The sequence below is a fragment of the Streptomyces sp. NPDC048462 genome (genome assembly GCF_043200175.1).
Lineage (GTDB): Bacteria > Actinomycetota > Actinomycetes > Streptomycetales > Streptomycetaceae > Streptomyces.
The window spans coordinates 310,414-330,784 of record NZ_JBICXG010000005.1; the positions used below are offsets into that span (position 1 = coordinate 310,414).

The following is a 20,371-nucleotide window of genomic DNA, read 5'->3' on the forward strand; positions in this document are numbered from 1 at the left end:
CCCCTGCCGCTCAGGCCTCCGGGCCCGGCCGGTCGCTGAACAGCCGCATTCCGCCGGTGAGTTGGTGCAGACAGCGCACCGCGAGGTCGGCGGGGGAGCCGGCCCCGGTCGCCGGGGCGTCCGTGCCCGCCCACGTCTCCAGGGCGACCCGTACCGAGTCCGTGGCGGCGGCCGCGGCGAGCCGGATCTCCAGGGGGTCCGCCGCGTCGCCCGCCAGCCGGGTCAGCACCGGCAGCAGCCGCTCCTCCGAGTCCTGGTTGACCCGGTACCAGACGGCCCGCAGCGCCGGATCGTCCTGTGCCGCCCGCAGCAGCCCGCGCGTCTGGACGAGCTGCTCCGCGGCGTACTCGTCACCCGGGCCGAGCGCGTCCGTCACCGCCCGTTCCAGGACACCTCCGAGCGGGGCGCCCGGCTCCGCCGCTTCGAGCAGCGCCTGCCAGCGCTCGGCGCCGCCGGTGAGTAGCGGCCCCACCGCGTCCTGCTTCGAGCGGAAGTAGCGGTAGAAGGTGCGCAGCGCGACGCCCGCCCGGTGGGCGATGTCCTCCGCCGTGGTGCCGTCGGGGCCGCGCTCCGCGAAGAGCGCGGCGGCGGCCCGTGCGATGTCCAGCTGGGTCGCGGCCTTGCGGCGTTCGGTGAGTGACGGCTGCGGCGGGTTCATTCCCCGCAGATTACCCCGGCCCGGCCCTCCCCGCATCGAGTGCGTGCACATGATGCCGTCATGGCAAAACGTGCCATCCAGGCGTACGGTGGACAGGAAACTGACTGTCACCGGGGGATTCGAGATCGGGAGACCTCATATGAACCGCTACGAAGGCCGACGCGTACTCATCACCGGCGCGGGCTCCGGCATCGGGCAGGCCACCGTCCACCGCGTCCTCGCGGAGGGCGGCCTCGTGGTCGCCGCCGATGTCAGTGAGGCCGGGCTGCGGGCCACCTACGCCACGGCCGAGGCCGACGGCACCGCCGACCGCCTCACCACCACCGTCCTCGACATCTCGGACGAGACCGGGGTACGCGCCGGTGTCGCCGCCGCGGTGGCCGCCCTCGGCGGGCTGGACGTGCTGGTCAACGCCGCGGGCATCCTGCGCTCGGAGCACACGCACAAGACCTCGCTGGAGTTCTTCAACAAGGTCATCGCGGTCAACCTCACCGGCACCTTCCTGATGATCCGGGAGGCGATACCCGCACTGCTGGCGGGCGACAGGCCGGCCGTCGTGAACTTCTCCTCGACGTCCGCGAGCTTCGCGCACCCCTACATGTCGGCCTACGCCGCGAGCAAGGGCGGCATCCAGTCGATGACCCACGCGCTGGCCGCCGAGTACGGCAAGCAGGGGCTGCGCTTCGCCGCCGTGGCGCCCGGCTCGATCTCCTCCGACATGACCAGTGGCAACGGGCCGGGGCTCCCGGCCGACGCCGACATGTCCCTCTTCGTGAAGCTGGCCCCCGCGCTGGGCGAGGGCTTCGCCAGCCCGGACACCGTGGCGGGCGTCGTCGCGATGCTCGGTTCGCAGGACGGCGCGTTCATCACCGGTACGGAGATCCGCATCGACGGCGGCACCCACTACTGACCGGACCGGAGCGGGGAGGGGGCGAGGCAGGGCAGGGCAGGGCAGGGGAGCGGTTGCGCGGCAGGGCTCAGACGCCGCCGAACCGCTCCTGGAGCAACGGGAAGCGCTCGGCCAGGGCCGCGTCGTCCTCCAGGCTGAACGCGGTGCCCTCCGGCTCGGCCGGCTGGGGCGGCAGCCCGAGGTCCGGCGCGACCACCCCGGTGAGCTGCTCGTACGCCTCGTCGGCGGCGTAGCCCAGCTCCTCCGCGTCCCCGTCCAGTTCCTCGTCGAAGTCGTCGAGGAGCTCGGCGAGGCTGTCCGGATCGTGCACGGCGCCCTCGAAGACCTCCCGGCCCTGACCGATCAGCCAGCAGCGGAAGTAGTCGAAGGCGTCGTCGCTCGCCCCGCCGAGCAGGACGGCGGCGGCGCCCCACAGCTCCCAGCGGTAGGCGCGGTTGTAGCGGGCCTCGAAGTGCCGGGCGAAGTCCAGCACGGAATCGGGATCGAGCCGCACCAGCCGTTCGACCAGCAGGTCGGCGTGGTCCTCGGGGTCGCCGTCGGCGGCCTCGCGGGTGCTGTCGACGATCTCCCAGAATTCCGTCTCGTCCATCACCGCTCCAGCATCTGCCTTGGCGGCGGGCGACGCACGCGGAGACACCGAAATGAAGCCTTACGGTCTCCCCGCGAGGGTGAGGGCTAACGGGGCCGAAGGTAGAGAGAGTGCAGCTGTTCGGCGGCGGCGGCGAACCGGGACCGCAGCTCGGCAGGGGCCAGGACCTCCAACTCCGGTCCCAGCGCGAGCAACTGGCCGTACGCCACGTCCAGGGACTCGACCGGCAGAGTGACCGTCACCCACCCGTCGGGCCCCGCCGGTCCTGCCGCCTCCAGGGCGCCCAGGGCGGCGACGCGGTCCACGGCGTTCGGCAGCCAAGCGGCCGCCGCCTCCGAGAGGCGCAGCGTCACCTCCGCACGCAGGATCGACCGGGCGAACTGCGCCGCGCGCTCGTCCCAGAACCCCGGCAGGTCGAAGCCCTCATCCCGGACGAACCGGGTGTCCGACACGGTGACGGCGGTGAACCGGTCGATCCGGTAGACCCGGAAGTCGTCCGCCGCGCGGGCGCACAGGTACCAGACCCCGGCCTTGAGCACGAGTCCGTACGGCGACAGCTCCCGCTCCACCTCGGTCTCCCGGCCGGGACTGCGGTAGCGCGCCAGTACCCTCCGGTCGTCCCACACCGCCTCGGCGACGGCGGGCAGCAGCTCGGGGGTGGCCGGCTCCCGGTACCAGCCGGGCGCGTCCAGGTGGAAGCGCCGGCTGACCCCGGTGGAGGCGTCCCGCAGGGAGGGCAGCAGCGCGGCGGACACCTTCAGCCGCGCGGCCGACCCGGCGTCCTCCAGGCCCATCTCGCGCAGCGCGGAGGGCAGGCCGGAGAGGAAGAGCGCCTCGGCCTCGTTCCGGGCGAGGCCGGTGAGCCCGGTCCGGTAGCCGCCGACGAGCCGGTAGCCGCCGGCCCGCCCCCGCTCCGCGTAGACCGGGACCCCTGCCTCGGAGAGCGCCTGGGCGTCCCGGGTGACGGTCCGCTCCGACACGTCCAGCTCCTGGGCCAGCTCGGCGGCGGTCATGGCGGGGCGGGACTGCAGGAGCAGCACCATTCTGATGAGCCGGGCAGCACGCATGCGGCCATTGTGGCCGCGGTTGGGGGTGCGTGTGGCTGCGGGCCGGGGCGGTGGCCTCAATCGCCGGCCGGGCTTGAAGGGGTCCTCAATCGCCGGACGGGCTCAGAGGGGTGGCCTCAAACGCCGGCCGGGCTTGGAGGTGCCTCGGCCCGGCTCAGAGGTGCCTCGGCCCGGCTAGGAGGTGCCTCGGCCCGGCTAGGAGGTGCCTCGGTCGGGCTAGGAGGTGCCTCGGTCGGGCTGGATGGTGCCTCGGCCCGGCTTGGAGGTGACTCGGTCGGGCTGGATGGTGCCTGGGCCCGGCAAATCAAGCCCGTCCGGCGATTGAGGACGACGCCTGTGCCGGAGGGGCCCGGTCGTGCAGGGGACGGGCACACCAAGCCCGTCCGGCGATTGAGGGCAAAGCCTCCCGCCGGACGGGCCTGAGTATGCGATGGGGCTGCCGTCAGAGCCCGTACCGCTCGCGGGCGTCCTTGACCGCCGACGCCGGTACCTCGCCGCGGCGGGCCAGCTGGGCCAGTGCCGCCACGGTGACCGACTGCGCGTCCACGCCGAAGTGGCGACGGGCAGCCTCGCGGGTGTCGGAGAGGCCGAAGCCGTCCGTGCCGAGCGAGGACCAGTCCTGTTCCACCCACTGGCTGATCGAGTCCGGCACCGCGCGCATCCAGTCGCTGACCGCGAGGACCGGACCCGGGGCGCCCTCCAGCGCCTGGGTCACGTAAGGCACCCGCTGCTCACCGCGGAGCAGCGCCTCGTCGCACTCCAGCGCGTCGCGGCGCAGCTCGCCCCACGAGGTGGCGGACCAGACGTCGGCCGTGACACCCCAGTCGGAGGCCAGCAGCTCCTGGGCCTCCAGGGCCCAGTGGATCGCCGTACCGGAGGCCATCAGCTGAAGGCGCGGCGCGTCCGCCTTCGCGGGCGCGCCCTCCTTGAACCGGTAGAGGCCCTTGACGATGCCCTCCTCGACGCCTTCCGGCATCGCGGGCTGCGGCTTCGGCTCGTTGTAGACCGTCAGGTAGTAGAAGACGTTCTCGGCCTCGGGGCCGTACATCCGGCGCAGACCGTCCTGGACGATCACCGCGATCTCGTACGCGAACGCCGGGTCGTAGTTGAGCGACGCCGGGTTCGTGGACGCGATCAGGTGCGAGTGGCCGTCCGCGTGCTGGAGGCCCTCACCCGTCAGGGTCGTACGGCCCGCCGTGGCACCGACCACGAAACCGCGGCCGAGCTGGTCGCCCAGCTGCCAGAACTGGTCGCCCGTGCGCTGCCAGCCGAACATCGAGTAGAAGATGTAGAACGGGATCATCGGCTCGCCGTGCGTCGCGTACGACGTGGAGGCGGCGATGAAGTCGGCCATGGCGCCGGCCTCGGTGATGCCCTCGTTGAGGACCTGGCCGTCCTTGGCTTCCTTGTAGTACATCAGCTGGTCGCGGTCGACCGGGTCGTACGTCTGGCCCAGCGGCGAGTAGATGCCGGCCGACGGGAACAGCGCCTCCATACCGAAGGTGCGGGCCTCGTCGGGGACGATCGGAACCCAGCGCTTGCCGGTCTCCTTGTCCCGCATGAGGTCCTTGGCGAGCCGGACGAAGGCCATCGTGGTGGCCAGCTCCTGCTTGCCGGAACCCTTCTTCAGCGCGGCGAACGCGCGCTCCTCGGGCTGCGGCAGCGCCACCGCGTGCACCCGGCGGGCCGGGGCGGGACCGCCGAGGGCGGCACGGCGCTCCTGGAGGTAGCGGACCTCGGGGGAGTCGGCGCCCGGGTGGCCGTAGGGCACCAGGGCCTCGTCCAGCTTGGAGTCCGGGATCGGCAGCTCCAGCAGATCGCGCATGGCGCGGAACTGCTTGCCGTCCAGCTTCTTCATCTGGTGGTTGGCGTTGCGCGACTCGAAGCCGGCGCCGAGCGTGTAGCCCTTCACCGTCTGCGCCAGGATCACGGTCGGAGCACCCTTGTGCTCGACCGCCGCCTTGTACGCCGCGTACACCTTGCGGGCCTCGTGGCCGCCGCGCGAGGTGTGGAAACACTCGGCGATCTTCGCGTCCGTGAGCAGCTTGGACAGTTCGACGAGCGCGGGCTCCGCGCCGAAGAAGTGCTCGCGGATGTAGGCGACGTCACGGGTGGCGTACGTCTGGAACTGCGCGTCCGGGACCTCCCGGAGCCGGCGCACCAGCGCACCCGTGGTGTCGAGCTGGAAGAGCTCGTCCCAGGCGTTGCCCCAGAGCGTCTTGATGACGTTCCAGCCGGCGCCGCGGAACGCGCCCTCCAGCTCCTGGACCACGCGGAAGTTGGCGCGGACCGGACCGTCGAGCCGCTGCAGGTTGCAGTTGATGACGAAGGTCAGGTTGTCGAGCTGCTCACGGGCCGCGAGGGCGAGGGCGGCGGTCGACTCGGGCTCGTCCATCTCGCCGTCGCCCAGGAAGGCCCAGACGTGCGAGTTCGACGTGTCCTTGATGTTGCGGTTGCTCAGGTAGCGGTTGAAGCGCGCCTGGTAGACGGCCGAGAGCGGGCCGAGGCCCATCGACACGGTGGGGAACTCCCACAGCCAGGGCAGCCGCCGCGGGTGCGGGTAGGAGGGCAGACCCTCGCCGCCCGCCTCCTGGCGGAAGTTGTCGAGCTGCTGCTCGCTGAGCCGGCCGTCCAGGAAGGCACGGGCGTATATGCCGGGGGAGGCGTGGCCCTGGATGTAGAGCTGGTCGCCGGAGCCGTCCCCCTCCTTGCCTCGGAAGAAGTGGTTGAAGCCGGTCTCGTACAGCCAGGCGGCCGAGGCGAAGGTGGCGATGTGGCCGCCGACGCCGAACCGGGAGCCACGGGTGACCATCGCGGCCGCGTTCCAGCGGTTCCACGCGGTGATCTTCGACTCCATCTCCAGGTCACCGTCGAAGGCGGGCTCCGCGGCGGTCGGGATGGAGTTGACGTAATCGGTCTCCAGCAGTTTGGGCAGCGCGAGACCGGCGCCCTCGGCATGCTGGAGCGAGCGGCGCATCAGGTATGCGGCGCGGTGCGGGCCTGCGGCCTTGGTGACGGCATCGAGGGAGGCCGCCCATTCGGCGGTCTCCTCGGGGTCGCGGTCCGGGAGCTGGTCGAGCTCGCTCGGAAGCTTTCCAACGGGGTCGGTCATGTTCGCCGCCTTCCGGTGAGGAGGGGGGTGGAGAAAGTCCCTGACTGGCAGGACAGGGCGATGGGGCCGGTGGGCCCGCGAAGTGAACTGTAAGTCGCCGATCGATGATCGATCAAAGGATGAAAGGCAAAACTTCTCGATATGAAGAAAGTGGCATGCGGTGCCGCGAATCGGGGCACGGAGTGACGGGATCTAATACCCAAAAGGGGCGCCCGGCTGCACAGGAGAGCGCCACTCGCGTCACATGCGCAACGCCTCCGGTGCTTCGGGCTCCGACGCCGCTTCAGGCGCGCGGTGCGCAGCCGAGCACGTGCGCCTTGACCAGCACACCGATATCCGGGTCGTTGCGCAGGAACGCCTCGATGAGCGCCTCGTGCTCCTCGGCGTAGGACTTCTGCACCGTGCCGAGCCAGCGGATCGACAGGGCGGTGAACACCTCGATGCCCAGTCCCTCCCAGGTGTGCAGCAGCACGGCGTTGCCGGCCGCCCGGACCAGCTCGCGGTGGAAGCCGACCGTGTGGCGCACCTGCGCCTCCCCGTCGGCCAGCCGGTCGGCCTCGTACAGGGCCGTGACGTGCGGGGCGAGCCGTGAGCAGTCCTCGCCGAGGCCGGGCGCCGCGAGCTCGGCGGCGATCTGCTCCAGGCCGGCCCGGACCGGGTAGCTCTCCTCCAGGTCGGCCGCGGTGAGGTTGCGGACCCGTACGCCCTTGTTGGGCGCCGACTCGATCAGCCGGAGCGTCTCCAGCTCCCGCAGCGCCTCGCGCACGGGCGTCTGGCTGACCTCCAGCTCGGTGGCGATGCGACGCTCCACGATCCGCTCGCCCGGCTTCCAGCGCCCGCTGACGATCCCGTCCACGATGTGCTCGCGGATCTGTTCGCGCAGCGAGTGGACGACGGGCGGGGTCATGTGGGGCTCCTTCGGGCAAACCGGTGCTGCCTGCACCCAACTCGGCTGCCGGGGCGGCCGGTGGTGTCTAGACAATACGGCGGCGCCCCCGCCCGGGAGTGTTCCGGACGGGGGCGCCGCTGGTGAGGCTGGTTACAACCGTGGTGCTCAGAGGCCGAGCTCGACCTCGAACTCACCGGCCTCCAGGATCGCCTTGACCGCGGTCAGGTAGCGGGCGGCGTCCGCGCCGTCCACCAGACGGTGGTCGTAGGAGAGCGCGAGGTACGTCATGTCGCGGACACCGATGACGGTGCCCTCCTCGGTCTCGATGACCGCCGGGCGCTTGACGGTGGCGCCGATGCCCAGGATGGCTGCCTGGTTCGGCGGCACGATGACGGTGTCGAACAGCGCACCGCGCGAGCCGGTGTTGCTGATGGTGAAGGTGGCACCGGACATGTCGTCCGGCGTCAGGCCGCCACCGCGGGCCTTGCCGGCCAGCTCGGCGGTCTTCTTCGAGATACCGGCGATGTTGAGGTCGCCCGCACCCTTGATGACCGGGGTCATCAGACCCTTCTCGGCGTCCACGGCGATGCCGATGTTCTCCGAGTCGAAGTACGTGATCGTGCCTTCGTCCTCGTTGATCCGGGCGTTGACGACCGGGTGGGCCTTCAGCGCCTGGGCGGCGGCCTTGACGTAGAACGGCATCGGGGAGAGCTTGACGCCCTCACGGGCCGCGAAGGCGTCCTTCGCCTTGTTGCGCAGCTTCATCAGCTTGGTGACGTCGACCTCGACGACCGTCGTCAGCTGAGCCTGCGAGTGCAGCGCCTTCATCATGTTCTCGCCGATGACCTTGCGCATGCGGGTCATCTTGACCGTCTGACCGCGCAGCGGGGAGGCCTCCAGCTTCGGCGCCTTGGACGCTGCCGGGGCAGCGGCGGCGGGAGCCGGAGCGGCGGCGGCCTTGGCGGCCTCCGCAGCGGCGACGACGTCCTGCTTGCGGATACGGCCACCGACGCCGGTGCCCTTGACCGCGCCCAGGTCGACGCCGTTCTCGGCGGCGAGCTTGCGGACCAGCGGCGTGACGTACGCGCCGTCGTCACCGGAGGTCGCGGCCGGAGCGGCCGGAGCCGCCGGGGTGACCGGAGCCGGAGCCGGAGCTGCGGCGGCGGGCGCCGGAGCGGCCGGGGCCGGAGCTGCGGCCGGGGCCGCGGGAGCCGCCGGAGCCGGAGCCGGGGCGGCCGGAGCCGGGGCGGGAGCTGCCGGGGCAGCCGGAGCGGCGGGCGCAGGGGCGGCTGCGGCCGGAGCCGGAGCAGCGGCCGGAGCGGCGCCGGGGGCACCGATGACGGCGAGCTTGGCGCCGACCTCGGCGGTCTCGTCCTCGGCGACGACGATCTCCAGCAGCACACCGGAAACCGGGGCCGGGATCTCGGTGTCGACCTTGTCCGTGGAGACCTCGAGGAGGGGCTCGTCCTCCGTGACCTCCTCGCCGACCTCCTTCAGCCAGCGGGTGACGGTGCCCTCGGTGACGCTCTCGCCGAGCGCCGGAAGGGTGACGTCGGTGCCGGAGGCACCACCGGCGGGTGCGGCGGCCGGAGCCTCGGCGGGGGCCTCGGCTGCGGGGGCCTCGGCTGCCGGAGCCGGGGCCGGGGCGGCCTCGGGCTCGGCTGCCGGAGCCGCCTCGGCGGCCGGCGCGCCGGTGCCGTCGTCGATGATGGCCAGCTCGGCGCCGACCTCGACGGTCTCGTCCTCGGCGACCTTGATGGAGGCCAGGATGCCGGCGGCGGGAGCCGGGATCTCGGTGTCGACCTTGTCGGTCGATACCTCGAGCAGCGGCTCGTCGGCCTCGACGCGCTCGCCCTCGGCCTTCAGCCAACGGGTGACAGTGCCCTCGGTGACGCTCTCGCCGAGCGCCGGAAGGGTTACGGAAACCGACATGGTTTCAGTTGCTCCTTACGAAAATGCGGAAGTGGTCGGTCGTCGCGCCCGGTCGACTGGATCAGTCGTGGGAGTGCAGGGGCTTGCCGGCGAGGGCCAGGTGGGCCTCGCCCATCGCCTCGTTCTGCGTGGGGTGCGCGTGGATGAGCTGCGCGACCTCGGCCGGCAGCGCCTCCCAGTTGTAGATCAGCTGGGCTTCGCCGACCTGCTCGCCCATACGGTCACCGACCATGTGGACGCCGACCACGGCACCGTCCTTGACCTGGACGAGCTTGATCTCGCCCGCGGTCTTGAGGATCTTGCTCTTGCCGTTGCCCGCGAGGTTGTACTTGAGGGCGACGACCTTGTCCGCTCCGTAGAGCTCCTTGGCCTTGGCCTCGGTGATGCCGACGGAGGCGACCTCGGGGTGGCAGTACGTCACCTTCGGGACACCGTCGTAGTCGATCGGGACGGTCTTCAGACCGGCCAGCCGCTCCGCGACGAGGATGCCCTCGGCGAAGCCGACGTGCGCGAGCTGGAGCGTCGGGACCAGGTCGCCCACGGCGGAGACGGTCTCGACGTTCGTCCGCATGTACTCGTCGACGACGACGTAGCCGCGGTCCATCGCGACACCGGCCTCCTCGTACCCGAGGCCCTGCGAGACGGGGCCGCGGCCGATGGCGACCAGCAGCACCTCGGCGTCGAAGGTCTTGCCGTCGGCGAGGGTCACCCGGACGCCGTCCTGGGTGTACTCGACACCCTGGAAGAACGTGCCCAGGTTGAACTTGATACCGCGCTTGCGGAACGCGCGCTCAAGAAGCTTCGAGCTGTTCTCGTCCTCGACCGGGACCAGGTGCTTCAGGCCCTCGACGATGGTGACGTCGGTGCCGAAGGACTTCCACGCCGAGGCGAACTCGACGCCGATGACGCCGCCGCCCAGCACGATCGCGGACTTCGGCACCCGGTCCAGCTTCAGCGCGTGGTCCGAGGAGATGACGCGGTTGCCGTCGATCTCCAGGCCCGGCAGCGACTTCGGCACGGAGCCGGTCGCCAGGAGCACGTGGCGGCCCTGGATGCGCTGGCCGTTCACATCCACCGAGGTGGGGGAGGAGAGCCGTCCCTCACCCTCGATGTAGTGCACCTTGCGGGAGGCGATGAGACCCTGCAGACCCTTGTACAGGCCCGAGATCACGTCGTCCTTGTACTTGTGGACGGCCTCCATGTCGATGCCCTCGAAGGTGGCCTTGACACCGAACTGGTCGGCCTCGCGCGCCTGGTCCGCGATCTCACCGGCGTGCAGCAGGGCCTTCGTGGGGATACAGCCGTTGTGCAGGCAGGTGCCGCCGACCTTGCCCTTCTCGATCAGAGCGACGTCCAGGCCCAGCTGCGCTCCGCGCAGGGCCGCGGCGTAACCGCCACTGCCACCGCCGAGGATCACTAGGTCGAAAACGGTGCTGGCGTCGTTCGCCACGTCACGTCCTCCATGCATGTGCGCCGTACGCCGGGCCCCGTCATCGGGGTGTGACCGGCCGGTCGGCTGGTGTGCGGCCGCTTTTGTCATTCGGCCCTGTGGTGGGGGCCCTGTCCTGCCGAGAACCCATCTTCGCACTTGTTGACGGTGGGCGGGACGCGGGGCCCGGGTCTGGGACGGACGATCGTCCGTCCCAGCGGGTCACCGCTGCGTGGGAGGGGCTGATTTCGTCGGGTTTCGTCGAGAGCGAAACCTGCCCGGACCCGGCCGCGGTGCCGTGGGTGGAACACGGACGGCCCCGGACGTATGCCCGGGGCCGTCCAGCAGCTCACGACCTCAGCCCAGGTCTCCGGCCGCGGTGCGCTCGGCCAGCTTGACCAGGGTGCGGACCGCGGATCCGGTGCCGCCCTTGGGCGTGTAGCCGTACGGGGCGCCCTCGTGGAAGGCGGGGCCCGCGATGTCCAGGTGCGCCCAGGCGATGCCCTCGCCCACGAACTCCTTCAGGAACAGACCGGCCACCAGTCCGCCGCCCATCCGCTCGCCCATGTTGGCGATGTCGGCGGTCGGAGAGTCCATGCCCTTGCGCAGGTCGGCGGGGAGCGGCATCGGCCAGGAGGCCTCACCGACCTCGTCGGCGATCTCGTGGATCGAGGTGCGGAAGGCGTCGTCGTTGGCCATGATGCCGAACGTGCGGTTGCCCAGGGCCAGCACCATCGCGCCGGTCAGGGTCGCCACGTCGACGATCGCGTCCGGCTTCTCCTCGGAGGCGCGGGTCAGCGCGTCGGCCAGGACGAGGCGGCCCTCGGCGTCCGTGTTGAGGACCTCGACGGTCTTGCCGCTGTACATGTTCAGCACGTCACCGGGGCGGGTGGCGGTGCCCGACGGCATGTTCTCGGCCAGCGCCAGCCAGCCGGTGACGTTGACGCGCAGCCCCAGACGGGCGGCGGTGACGACGGAGGCGAACACGGCGGCGGCGCCGGCCATGTCGCACTTCATCGTCTCGTTGTGGCCGGCCGGCTTCAGCGAGATGCCGCCCGAGTCGTAGGTGATGCCCTTGCCCACAAGGGCCAGGGTCTTCTCCGCCTTGGGGTGCGTGTAGGCGAGCTTCACCAGGCGCGGGCCGCGGGCCGCGCCCTGGCCGACGCCGAGCAGGCCGCCGTAGCCGCCCTTGACGAGGGCCTTCTCGTCGAGCACCTGCACCTTGATGCCGTGCTCCTTGCCGGCGGCGGTGGCCACTGCGGCGAAGGACTCGGGGTACAGGTCGTTCGGCGGGGTGTTGATCAGGTCGCGGGCGCGGTTGATCTCCTCGACCAGGGCGACGGCGCGCTCCGCGGCGGCCTTGAACGCCTTGTCGCGGGGCTTGGCGCCGAGCACGGCCACCTCGGCGAGCGGCTGCTTCGCGCCACCGGAGGCCTTGGAGGCCAGCTTGTTCTCGCCGCGCTGGTAGGCGGTGAAGGCGTACGCGCCCAGCAGGGCGCCCTCCGCGACGGCCTCGGCGTCCTCGACGGAACCGACGGGCAGCGCGAAACCGGCCTTCTTCGAGCCGGCGAGCGAGCGGGCGGCGGAGCCCGCGGCCCGGCGCAGCGCCTCGGCGTCGTAGGCGCCGTCCTTCTCCGGGGCCGGGCCGAGTCCGGCCGCGATGACGACCGGGACCTTCAGGCCGTCGGGCGCGGGGAGCTTGGTCAGCTCGCCCTCGGCACCAGTGGCGCCCAGGGTCTCCAGGACAGCGGCGAGCTTTCCGCCGAACGCCTTGTCCACGGCCTCGGCGCCCGGTGCGAGGACCAGGTCGCCAGACTTGGATCCGGCGCCCTTGGCGACGCCGACGACGAGTGCGTCGGCGCGCAGCGTCGCCGCACCGGAGGTGCTGAGAGTGAGAGCAGTCACGGTGGTGAAATCTCGCTTCCGTAGAGTTCTGAGCCGGTCTGTGTTGGCCTGTGCTGGTCGAGGGGGTGGCCGACCGTGCCGGGCGCATCGTAGGCGTCGCCGCAATGTGCCGGGAATGAGCCTACGCGCGCCCTTGGTGCCGGATCACGGCGGCGGGGCGGGTATGCGTCCGGGGAGTCGTACGGTTGTCCTGCCGGGACGATCTTCCCGGGGGGAACGGGGCGTGACCGGAGCGGTGTTGGCGGCGCGCCGGTGAGCAGGGAGAACGATGCGCGAGCGGCTGGCCGCAAGAGTGACCGGAGGGCCGGCGGTGCTGCCGGTCGCCGTACTGATTCTGCTGGCGGTGCTGGCCGGCTGCACCTCGGCGCCGGAATCCGCCGGGGCCGCCGCCCCGTCCGCCGGGGACCGCTGGCAGCCCGAACCGGGCACCGACTGGCAGTGGCAGCTGTCCGGCCGGCTGGACACCACCGTGGACGTCCCGGTGTACGACATCGACGGCTTCGACCACGACGCGGACCAGGTGGCCGGCCTGCACCGCAAGGGGCGCAAGGTGATCTGCTACCTCTCCACCGGCGCCTGGGAGGAGTTCCGCCCGGACGCGGACGACTTCCCGGCGGCGGTCCTCGGCAGGAGCAACGGCTGGGCGGGGGAGCGGTGGCTCGACATCCGCCGCACCGACGTGCTGGAGCCGCTGATGGAGACCCGGATCGCGATGTGCGCGAAGAAGGGCTTCGACGCGGTGGAACCCGACAACATGGACGGCTACCGCAACCGGTCCGGCTTCCCGCTCACCGCCGCCGACCAGCTGCGCTACAACCGGATCGTCGCCCGCACCGCCCACAGCCACGGCCTCGCCGTCGGCCTGAAGAACGACCTCCCGCAGATTCCCCAGCTGGTGGGGGACTTCGACTTCGCGGTGAACGAGCAGTGCGCCCAGTACGAGGAGTGCGAGGAGCTCACCCCGTTCGTGAAGGCGGGCAAGGCGGTCTTCCACGTGGAGTACGAGCTGCCCGTGGCGAAGTTCTGCTCGGACTCCCGGCGGCTGGGGCTGAGCTCGCTGCTCAAGAAGTACGAGCTCGGCGTCTGGCGCCAGGGGTGCCCGGCGGCCGGGGCCTGACCGGGCGGCGGCTCCCCGCTCAGCCAAGGGCCAGCCCCACCAGCGTCACGGTCGCCGCCGTCTCTGCCAGCGCCCCGAACACATCGCCGGTCACCCCGCCGAACCGCCGCACGCAGTGCCGCAGGAGCAGCTGGGCGACCGCGAGAGCGGCCAGGGCCGCCAGGGCGTACCGCAGCGCCCCGTACCCGCCGAACGGCGCTCCCAAGGCCGCGCACGCCGCCACCGTCACGAGGGCGGCCGCCACCGCGCCCCGGACCGGGACCGTGCCGGCCACCGCGGCGCCCAGCCCCTCCGGGCGGGCCGCCGGGACCCCGCGGCGGGAGGCCAGGGTGAGGGCGAGCCGGGCGACGACGCCGGCCACGACGGCCGCCGCCGCGCCCCGTACCCAGCTCTGCGCGTACAGCTGCTGAAGGACCGCCACCTGGGCGAGGAGCACGAACAGCAGGGTGATCACACCGAACGGCCCAATGTCGGACTGCTTCATGATCCGCAGTGCGTCCTCGGCCGGTTTCCCGCTGCCGAGGCCGTCGGCGGTGTCCGCGAGACCGTCCAGGTGCAGCCCCCTTGTGAGGGCGGCCGGCACCGCCGCGCAGGCCACGGCGGCGAGCAGCGGCCCCGAGCCGCACAGCAGCAGCAGGCTGCCCGGCACCGCCGCGAGGATCCCCACGGCCAGACCGGCCAGCGGGGCGCACAGCATCCCGGCCCGCGCCGCCTCGCGGTCCCAGCGGGTGACGCGGACGGGGATGACGGTGAGGGTGCCGAAGGCGAAACGTATGCCGTGGCTGTTCAGGGAGGTCACGGCGCGCAGGCTAATCGGTGGGCGCGGCCGATAGATTGTCCAAAACGTCATGAAGCGGGGCGGAAGCGATTTATCGGGAGTGGGTGGCATGGGTCACTGGTTCGATCAGAACGTCGTCGAGCCGGGGAAGCTGCCCCTGCTCCTGGCACTGGCCTCCTTCGTGCTGACCTTCGGGATCACCCGGGTCATCACCCGGATGATCCGGGCCGGGAAGGGCCCGTTCGGCAACTTCACTCCCGGCGGGGTCCATGTCCACCACGTGGTGCCCGGGGTGGTGCTGAGCGTGGTCGGCGGCTTCGGCGCGGTCGCCAGCGACCGGCACGGTGTCACCGCCGGGATCTGCGCGGTGGTGTTCGGCATGGGCGCGGGGCTGGTGCTGGACGAGTTCGCGCTGATCCTGCACCTGGACGACGTGTACTGGACCGAGGAGGGCCGCCAGAGCGTGGAGGTCGTGGTCCTCACCGCGGCTCTGGTGCTGCTCGTGCTGGGCGGGTTCTCGCCGCTCGGCGTGGATGACCTGAGCGACGATCAGCAGCAGGGCCGCCTCAGCGCCGTCCTCACGGTCGTCATCAACTTCTGCTTCGTGCTGATCGCGCTGTTCAAGGGCAAGGCGCGGATGGCGGTGGTGGGCACTCTCGTCCCGTTCGTCGCCCTCATCGGGGCGATCCGCCTCGCCCGGCCCACCTCGACGTGGGCGAAGCGGTTCTACCGCAACCGGCACCGGGCCCGCTCCCGTGCGGTGTTGCGCGCCTACCACCACGACGTCCGCTGGGCCGGCCCGCGCCGCAGGTTTCAGGATCTGATCGGCGGCGCGCCCGACCGGGTCCCGGCGCCCACGCCCAAACCCTGACGGCGGCGCAGCCTGCGCCGGTCCCGGCGGCCCGAGACCGCGCACAGGACGAGGGCCGCCGCGATGGCCGCCAGATGCTCCTTGCCCGCCAGGTTGTCCTTGACGGCCACCTCGGCCACCATCGCCGCGATCACCACCGCTCCGGTGAACCGGGCGCGGTGGATGTGGCAGAGGTAGACCGCGAGGGCGACCACGGCCGCCGAGGGGCCGGTGTCCACGACCAGGGCGTCGGAGGCGGGCAGCCCGAGGAACCCGTCGGGGCCGGCCGCGACCCCGATCCGCGCGTACAGCGTCCCCGCCAGCGTCGCGACGTACGCGATCAGCAGCGTCCGCCACCGGCCCAGGCAGATCTCGGCGATCCCGAACACCAGCAGCAACTGCGCCAGCGCACCCCAGACCGGCAGGTCGAGCGCGGGCACGAACAGCGACAGCGGGGTACGCGGCAGAGCCACCCGGAGCGGATCCTCGGCCCGCACCGAACCGAGCGTCTGCACCGGGCCGAAGCCCCAGGGCCGGTTCTGCACCACCTGGAGCAGCGCGGTCAGACCGACCGCCGTCAGCGTCATCGGTACGGCCCGCAGCCGGTCGGCGGCGAGTGCCGCCCGTACGGTCGCCCACAGCGGGCCCCACTCCCGGCGGGCCGCCCGGCCCAGCGCGCGCACGGGTCTCATCCACGCGGTCCGAGGTGCGAGCGGTGCAGCCACTTGGGCAGACCGGGCGCCTCCAGGAACCCTTCGGCGCGTCCCGCCGCGATGCCGATGCGCAGCAGGTCGGAACTCTTCTCGAACAGCATGAAGCGCGGTTCCCAGATCGGCCGGTACTTGGCGTTGGCGCGGTAGAGCGATTCGATCTGCCACCAGCGCGAGAAGAAGCTGAGCAGGGACCGCCAGAGTCTGAGCACCGGGCCGGCGCCCAGCCGCGAGCCCCGTTCGAAGACCGAGCGGAACATCGCGAAGTTCAGCGAGACCTGGGTGACGCCGATCTCCTCGGCCCGCTGCAGGAGTTCGATGACCATGAACTCCATCAGGCCGTTCTCGGCGTCCCGGTCACGGCGCATCAGGTCCAGCGAGAGGCCGTTCGGGCCCCAGGGGACGAAGCTCAGGACGGCACGCAGCTCGCCCCGCCCGCCCTCCTCGGGGGCCGCGTCGCGGCATTCGAGCATCACGCAGTGGCCGTCGGCCGGGTCGCCGAGCCGGCCCAGCGCCATCGAGAAGCCGCGTTCGGTGGCCCCGTCGCGCCAGTCGTCGGCCCGGCGCACCAGCTCGGCCATCTCGGCCTCGGGGATCTCCTCGTGGCGGCGCACCGTCACGTCGTAACCGGCCCGCCCGACCCGGTTGTAGGCCTGGCGGACGGTGCGCATCGCCCGGCCCTCCAGGGTGAACTCGGCGGTCTCCACGATCGCTTCGTCCCCGAGCTCCAGGGCGTCCAGCCCGTGCCGGGCGTAGACGGTGCCGCCCTCCTCGCTCACGCCCATCGCGGCCGGGGTCCAGCCGTGCTCGCGGGCCTCGGCCAGCCAGGGGCCGATCGCCCCGGGCCAGGCCTCCGGATCGCCGATCGGGTCACCGGAGGCCAGCGAGACCCCGCCGACGACCCGGTAGGTGACGGCCGCCTTCCCGGTCGGGGACCAGATGACGCTCTTCTCGCGGCGCAGCGCGAAGTACCCGAGCGAGTCCCGGTCGCCGTGCTTGCCGAGCAGGACGCGCAGCGCCTCCTCGTCCTGCGGGCTGATCGGGTCGACGGCCCGGCGGGAGCGGAAGGCGGCGTAGACGACGGCGATCAGCAGCAGCGTGGACATGATGTTGATCACGACGTTGACCCAGCCGGGCGTGATGATGCCGGGGAACCGGGCGTCGTTGTCCGCGACGGACACCAGCCGCAGCGCCCCGTAGCGCCAGCGGTCCAGGAACGTCGAACGGGACTCGTCGTGCGCGGTGTTGGCGGCGGCTACCAGGGCCGCCGCGATGAGCGAGGTGACCAGCAGGCCGACGACCGCGACCAGCGCGGCCAGCTTCGGATTGGACCGGTCGCCCTTGGCGTAGAACTCGCGCCGGCCGAGGGCCAGCGCGAGGACGAAGGAGGCGGTCAGGGCCAGCGAGATCCAGTTCTGCGGGTACCGGCGGATCTCCGGGAAGCCGATCACCGCGGCGAAGAGCAGCAGCGTGAGCCCGCTCAGCACCATGTTGACGATCCACGCGGCGCGTTTGCGCCGCCGCATGGTGACCGCGAGGAAGAGCGCCACCACCCCGGACGAGAAGCCCGCGGTGAGCAGGTAGGGCGTGAAGTAGTTCTCGGTGTTGTGGCGCCGGAGGTCCTGTCCGAAGGTGACCCAGGCGGCGCTCAGGAAGTTGATGAACGACACGACGCGCAGGTACCAGATGGCGAAGGCCGCGCTGCGTCGTGACCGGACCGTGCTCTGTGCCGGAACGGCGCCCCGCCCGGATTCCTCGCTGGCCAATCTGACCTCTCCCATGAAAAGCGATCATATGGGGCATCGCACTTCATAAGGGGCCACCTCGCGGCCGGTGTCCGGCGGCCGCAGCCGGGCCGGCCCGCTGCTTCCCGTCAGTTCCCGGCCGGTTCGCTCTCGTTGGCCCCTTCGCCGACGGCCGCCTTCCCGTCGTCGTCCCCGTCCCCCAGCTCTTCCTTCTCGTCGTCCTCGTCGGCGGCCGGTGCGCGTTCGGGCAGTTCCGCCGCCAGTGCGGCGGCGGCCTGCACGAACGGAAGTGCGAGCAATGCCCCGCTTCCTTCCCCGACCATGACGCCGTGGTCGAGCACCGGGTTGAGCGCCATCCGGTCCAGCGCCTTCGCCTGTGCCGGCTCCCCGCTGACGTGACCCGCCAGCCACCAGTCCGGCGCCCGGAACGCGGCCCGCTGGCCGACCAGCGCCGCGGCCGCCGCGACCACGCCGTCCAGGATCACCGGCAGCCGGCGCACCGCGCACTGCAGCAGGAAGCCGGTCATCGCCGCCAGGTCCGCACCGCCCACCGTGGCCAGCAGCTCCAGCTGGTCGCCCAGGACCGGCCGGGCCCGGCGCAGCGCGTCCCGGATCGCCGCGCACTTGCGCATCCAGGCCAGGTCGTCGATGCCCGCGCCGCCGCGCCCGGTGACCACCGAGGCGTCCGTGCCGCACAGCGCCGCGATCAGGGTGGCCGCGGCCGTCGTGCCGCCCACGCTCAGATCGCCGAGGACCACCAGGTCCGTGCCCGAGTCGGCCTCCTCGTCGGCGATCGCCATACCGAGGCGCACCGCCTGCTCGGCCTCCTCGGCCGTCAGCGCGTCCTCGATGTCGATCCGGCCGCTGCCCCGCCGCACCCGGGTCCGCACCACGTGCTCCGGCAGCAGCTCCGGGTCGCAGTCCAGGCCGGCGTCGACGATCCGCACCGGTACGGAGAACCGGCGGGCCAGCACGGCGCCGGACGTGGCACCGTCGAGCGTGGCCCGCACCAGCTCGTGCGCGCTGCCGGCCGCCCGGCCGGAGACGTCCAGCGCCGCCACCCCGTGATCACCGGCGAACAGCACCACACGTGGCTGCCCGATCGGCCTGACCGGCACGGCCTGCTGGGCGGCCGAGAGCCATTCGCCCAGCTCGTCGAGGCGGCCGAGGGCGCCCGGCGGCACCGCGAAGCGCTCCCGGCGCTCCTCGGCGTCTCGCCGTACGCCCCCGTCGGGGCGTTCGATCAGGTCGGAGAAGTCGTCCAGATTCACGGGGGTCTGCCTCGCGGGTCGATACGTCGTGTGGGCCGGGGAGCCCGGCGACAGCCCCTCAGAGCATGCCGGGTGACCTCCCACTGCGGAACAGTACCCGCCGCGATTTCCGGGCCCCTGCCGGTGCGCCGCCCCTGTCGCCGGCCGGGTCCTCAGCCGCGCAGGGTCAGCGGCTGCCCCGCCACCACCAGCAGCACCTGCTCGCACTCGGCGGCCACCGCCGCGTTCAGCCGGCCGAGCTCGTCCCTGAAGCGCCGCCCAGCGGCCGACGCGGGCACCACCCCGGAACCGGTCTCGTTGGTGACCGCGACGACGGTGCGCCGCGTCCCCCGGACGGCGGCCACGAGCTCGGCCGTCCGCTTGCGCAGCGTGCTGCGCCCGCCGCCCGCCCACGCCGCGTCGTCCCAGGCGTCCACCCGGTCCATCGCGTCCGTCAGCCAGAGCGAGAGGCAGTCGATCAGCACAGGGGGCCCGTCCGAGGCCAGCAGCTCCGCCAGCTCGCAGGTCTCCTCGGTGCGCCAGGCCGCCGGTCTGCGCTCCCGGTGCAGCCCGATCCGCTCCGCCCACTCCGTGTCGCCGTCACGGGAGCCGCCGGTCGCCACGTACACGACCTCCGGATACGTCTCCAGGCGCCGCTCGGCCTCGACCGACTTCCCGGACCGGGCGCCGCCGGTGATCAGGGTGCGCCGGGGGACGTCCGGCGCGGCGCGGTAGCCGCCGACCGGGAGCGTCGTCCCGTCGGGCACGGCCCGCGCCCCGGCGGCGGCCAGCCTGCGGTCGAGCTCGGGGCCGGACGGCGCGTCATGGTCCAGATGGACGGCGATCAACTCGGTGGCCGGTCCGATCGCGGCGACGGCCCGCAGCCGGGCCACCGCGTCGGGGCGCCCCACGACATCGCAGGCCACCAGGTCGTACGGCTCCGCCATCCGGTCGGCGAGACCGGCGGGGGCGGCGCCCGGCGGCAGGTACAGCAGCCGTTCGCCCTCCGGCGCCGTGACCTCGTACCCGGTACCCGGCGCGTCCATCGGCACGGCCCGCACCCGGTGTCCGCTGATCAGGGTCAGCACCTGCCCGTCCGGCACCCGGCCCGCCGCGGGCAGCCCGGCGGGCAGCTCGACGGCGGGGCCGTCGTGCGGATGGGTGAGCAGCACCTGGCGTACGCCGGTGAGCGAGTGCCCCGCGCGGGCGGCGGCGAACACCGCCCCGGGGGTCAGGTCGAGCAGCAGCGCGTCGTCGACCAGCAGGGCGGTCGCGGCCCGGCTGCGCGTCCCCCGGGCGGTGGCGCAGGCGGCGCAGGGGCATTCGGGCCGCGGCAGCCCGTCGGGGGCTCCGGTGCCGAGCAGAGTCAGTTCCACGGTCCGATCCTCCCGCGTACCCGCACGGGGTGCGCGACGTGGGGGTGGCCGGAG

At 72.4% G+C, this 20,371-nt stretch carries 16 protein-coding genes; 3 read left to right on the forward strand and 13 right to left on the reverse strand.

All coding sequences use genetic code 11. The features are described 5' to 3' along the window. Positions 1-10: 10 nt before the first annotated feature. On the reverse strand, positions 11-658 hold the full coding sequence (locus ACGFU6_RS12320) for a TetR/AcrR family transcriptional regulator (RefSeq protein ID WP_393610163.1): 648 nt from the start codon (positions 656-658) through the stop codon (positions 11-13). A 139-nt stretch (positions 659-797) separates the two neighbouring features. On the opposite strand from ACGFU6_RS12320, the gene ACGFU6_RS12325 reads away from it, so the two are divergent. Beyond that, on the forward strand, positions 798-1,568 hold the full coding sequence (locus ACGFU6_RS12325; protein ID WP_393610165.1) for an SDR family NAD(P)-dependent oxidoreductase: 771 nt from the start codon (positions 798-800) through the stop codon (positions 1,566-1,568). A 67-nt stretch (positions 1,569-1,635) separates the two neighbouring features. Here the strand turns inward: ACGFU6_RS12325 and ACGFU6_RS12330 are convergent, their stop codons facing one another. The 7 genes from ACGFU6_RS12330 to ACGFU6_RS12360 form a co-directional block, all read right to left on the reverse strand. After that, the gene (locus ACGFU6_RS12330) at positions 1,636-2,157 is read right to left on the reverse strand and encodes a DUF4240 domain-containing protein (RefSeq protein WP_123526493.1); all 522 of its coding nucleotides are present in this window, start codon (positions 2,155-2,157) and stop codon (positions 1,636-1,638) included. Between the two features lie 86 nt (positions 2,158-2,243). Next, positions 2,244-3,224 carry a helix-turn-helix transcriptional regulator gene (locus tag ACGFU6_RS12335; RefSeq protein ID WP_393610167.1) on the reverse strand — a complete coding sequence of 327 codons (981 nt, stop codon included), beginning with the start codon at positions 3,222-3,224 and terminating at the stop codon, positions 2,244-2,246. A gap of 442 nt (positions 3,225-3,666) precedes the next feature. Beyond that, positions 3,667-6,336 carry a pyruvate dehydrogenase (acetyl-transferring), homodimeric type gene (gene aceE, locus ACGFU6_RS12340; RefSeq protein WP_393610169.1) on the reverse strand — a complete coding sequence of 890 codons (2,670 nt, stop codon included), beginning with the start codon at positions 6,334-6,336 and terminating at the stop codon, positions 3,667-3,669. 283 nt (positions 6,337-6,619) lie between these two features. Further along, positions 6,620-7,243: a GntR family transcriptional regulator gene (locus ACGFU6_RS12345; protein WP_393610170.1), complete on the reverse strand. Its 624-nt coding sequence runs from the start codon at positions 7,241-7,243 to the stop codon at positions 6,620-6,622. A 147-nt stretch (positions 7,244-7,390) separates the two neighbouring features. Beyond that, a complete protein-coding gene (gene sucB / locus ACGFU6_RS12350; protein WP_393610172.1) occupies positions 7,391-9,157 on the reverse strand; it encodes a 2-oxoglutarate dehydrogenase, E2 component, dihydrolipoamide succinyltransferase in 1,767 nt (588 codons plus the stop codon). A 61-nt stretch (positions 9,158-9,218) separates the two neighbouring features. Continuing rightward, on the reverse strand, positions 9,219-10,607 hold the full coding sequence (lpdA, locus tag ACGFU6_RS12355; RefSeq protein ID WP_393610174.1) for a dihydrolipoyl dehydrogenase: 1,389 nt from the start codon (positions 10,605-10,607) through the stop codon (positions 9,219-9,221). Between the two features lie 336 nt (positions 10,608-10,943). Then, positions 10,944-12,491, reverse strand: a complete 1,548-nt coding sequence (locus ACGFU6_RS12360; protein WP_393610175.1) for a leucyl aminopeptidase — start codon at positions 12,489-12,491, stop codon at positions 10,944-10,946. Positions 12,492-12,759: 268 nt separating this feature from the next. Between ACGFU6_RS12360 and ACGFU6_RS12365 the strand changes: the two genes are divergently transcribed. Continuing rightward, positions 12,760-13,608, forward strand: a complete 849-nt coding sequence (locus ACGFU6_RS12365; protein WP_393610177.1) for an endo alpha-1,4 polygalactosaminidase — start codon at positions 12,760-12,762, stop codon at positions 13,606-13,608. A gap of 19 nt (positions 13,609-13,627) precedes the next feature. On the opposite strand, the gene ACGFU6_RS12370 is transcribed toward ACGFU6_RS12365, so the two are convergent. Continuing rightward, positions 13,628-14,407, reverse strand: coding sequence for an adenosylcobinamide-GDP ribazoletransferase (locus ACGFU6_RS12370; protein WP_393610178.1), 780 nt, complete (start codon positions 14,405-14,407; stop codon positions 13,628-13,630). Between the two features lie 88 nt (positions 14,408-14,495). On the opposite strand from ACGFU6_RS12370, the gene ACGFU6_RS12375 reads away from it, so the two are divergent. Beyond that, positions 14,496-15,257: a hypothetical protein gene (locus tag ACGFU6_RS12375; protein ID WP_393610180.1), complete on the forward strand. Its 762-nt coding sequence runs from the start codon at positions 14,496-14,498 to the stop codon at positions 15,255-15,257. Here ACGFU6_RS12375 and ACGFU6_RS12380 read toward each other — a convergent pair. From ACGFU6_RS12380 to ACGFU6_RS12395, 4 genes are all read right to left on the reverse strand, one after another. Continuing rightward, positions 15,200-15,928, reverse strand: coding sequence for a hypothetical protein (locus ACGFU6_RS12380; protein ID WP_393610182.1), 729 nt, complete (start codon positions 15,926-15,928; stop codon positions 15,200-15,202). The genes ACGFU6_RS12375 and ACGFU6_RS12380 overlap by 58 nt on opposite strands. Next, positions 15,925-17,727: a phosphatidylglycerol lysyltransferase domain-containing protein gene (locus tag ACGFU6_RS12385; protein WP_393610184.1), complete on the reverse strand. Its 1,803-nt coding sequence runs from the start codon at positions 17,725-17,727 to the stop codon at positions 15,925-15,927. Before ACGFU6_RS12385 ends, ACGFU6_RS12380 begins: the two co-directional genes overlap by 4 nt. Positions 17,728-17,819: 92 nt before the next feature. Beyond that, a complete protein-coding gene (gene cobT, locus ACGFU6_RS12390) occupies positions 17,820-18,962 on the reverse strand; it encodes a nicotinate-nucleotide--dimethylbenzimidazole phosphoribosyltransferase (RefSeq protein ID WP_393610186.1) in 1,143 nt (380 codons plus the stop codon). Positions 18,963-19,114: 152 nt separating this feature from the next. Then, positions 19,115-20,317, reverse strand: a complete 1,203-nt coding sequence (locus tag ACGFU6_RS12395) for a bifunctional adenosylcobinamide kinase/adenosylcobinamide-phosphate guanylyltransferase (RefSeq protein WP_393610188.1) — start codon at positions 20,315-20,317, stop codon at positions 19,115-19,117. Between the last annotated feature and the right edge of the window lie 54 nt (positions 20,318-20,371).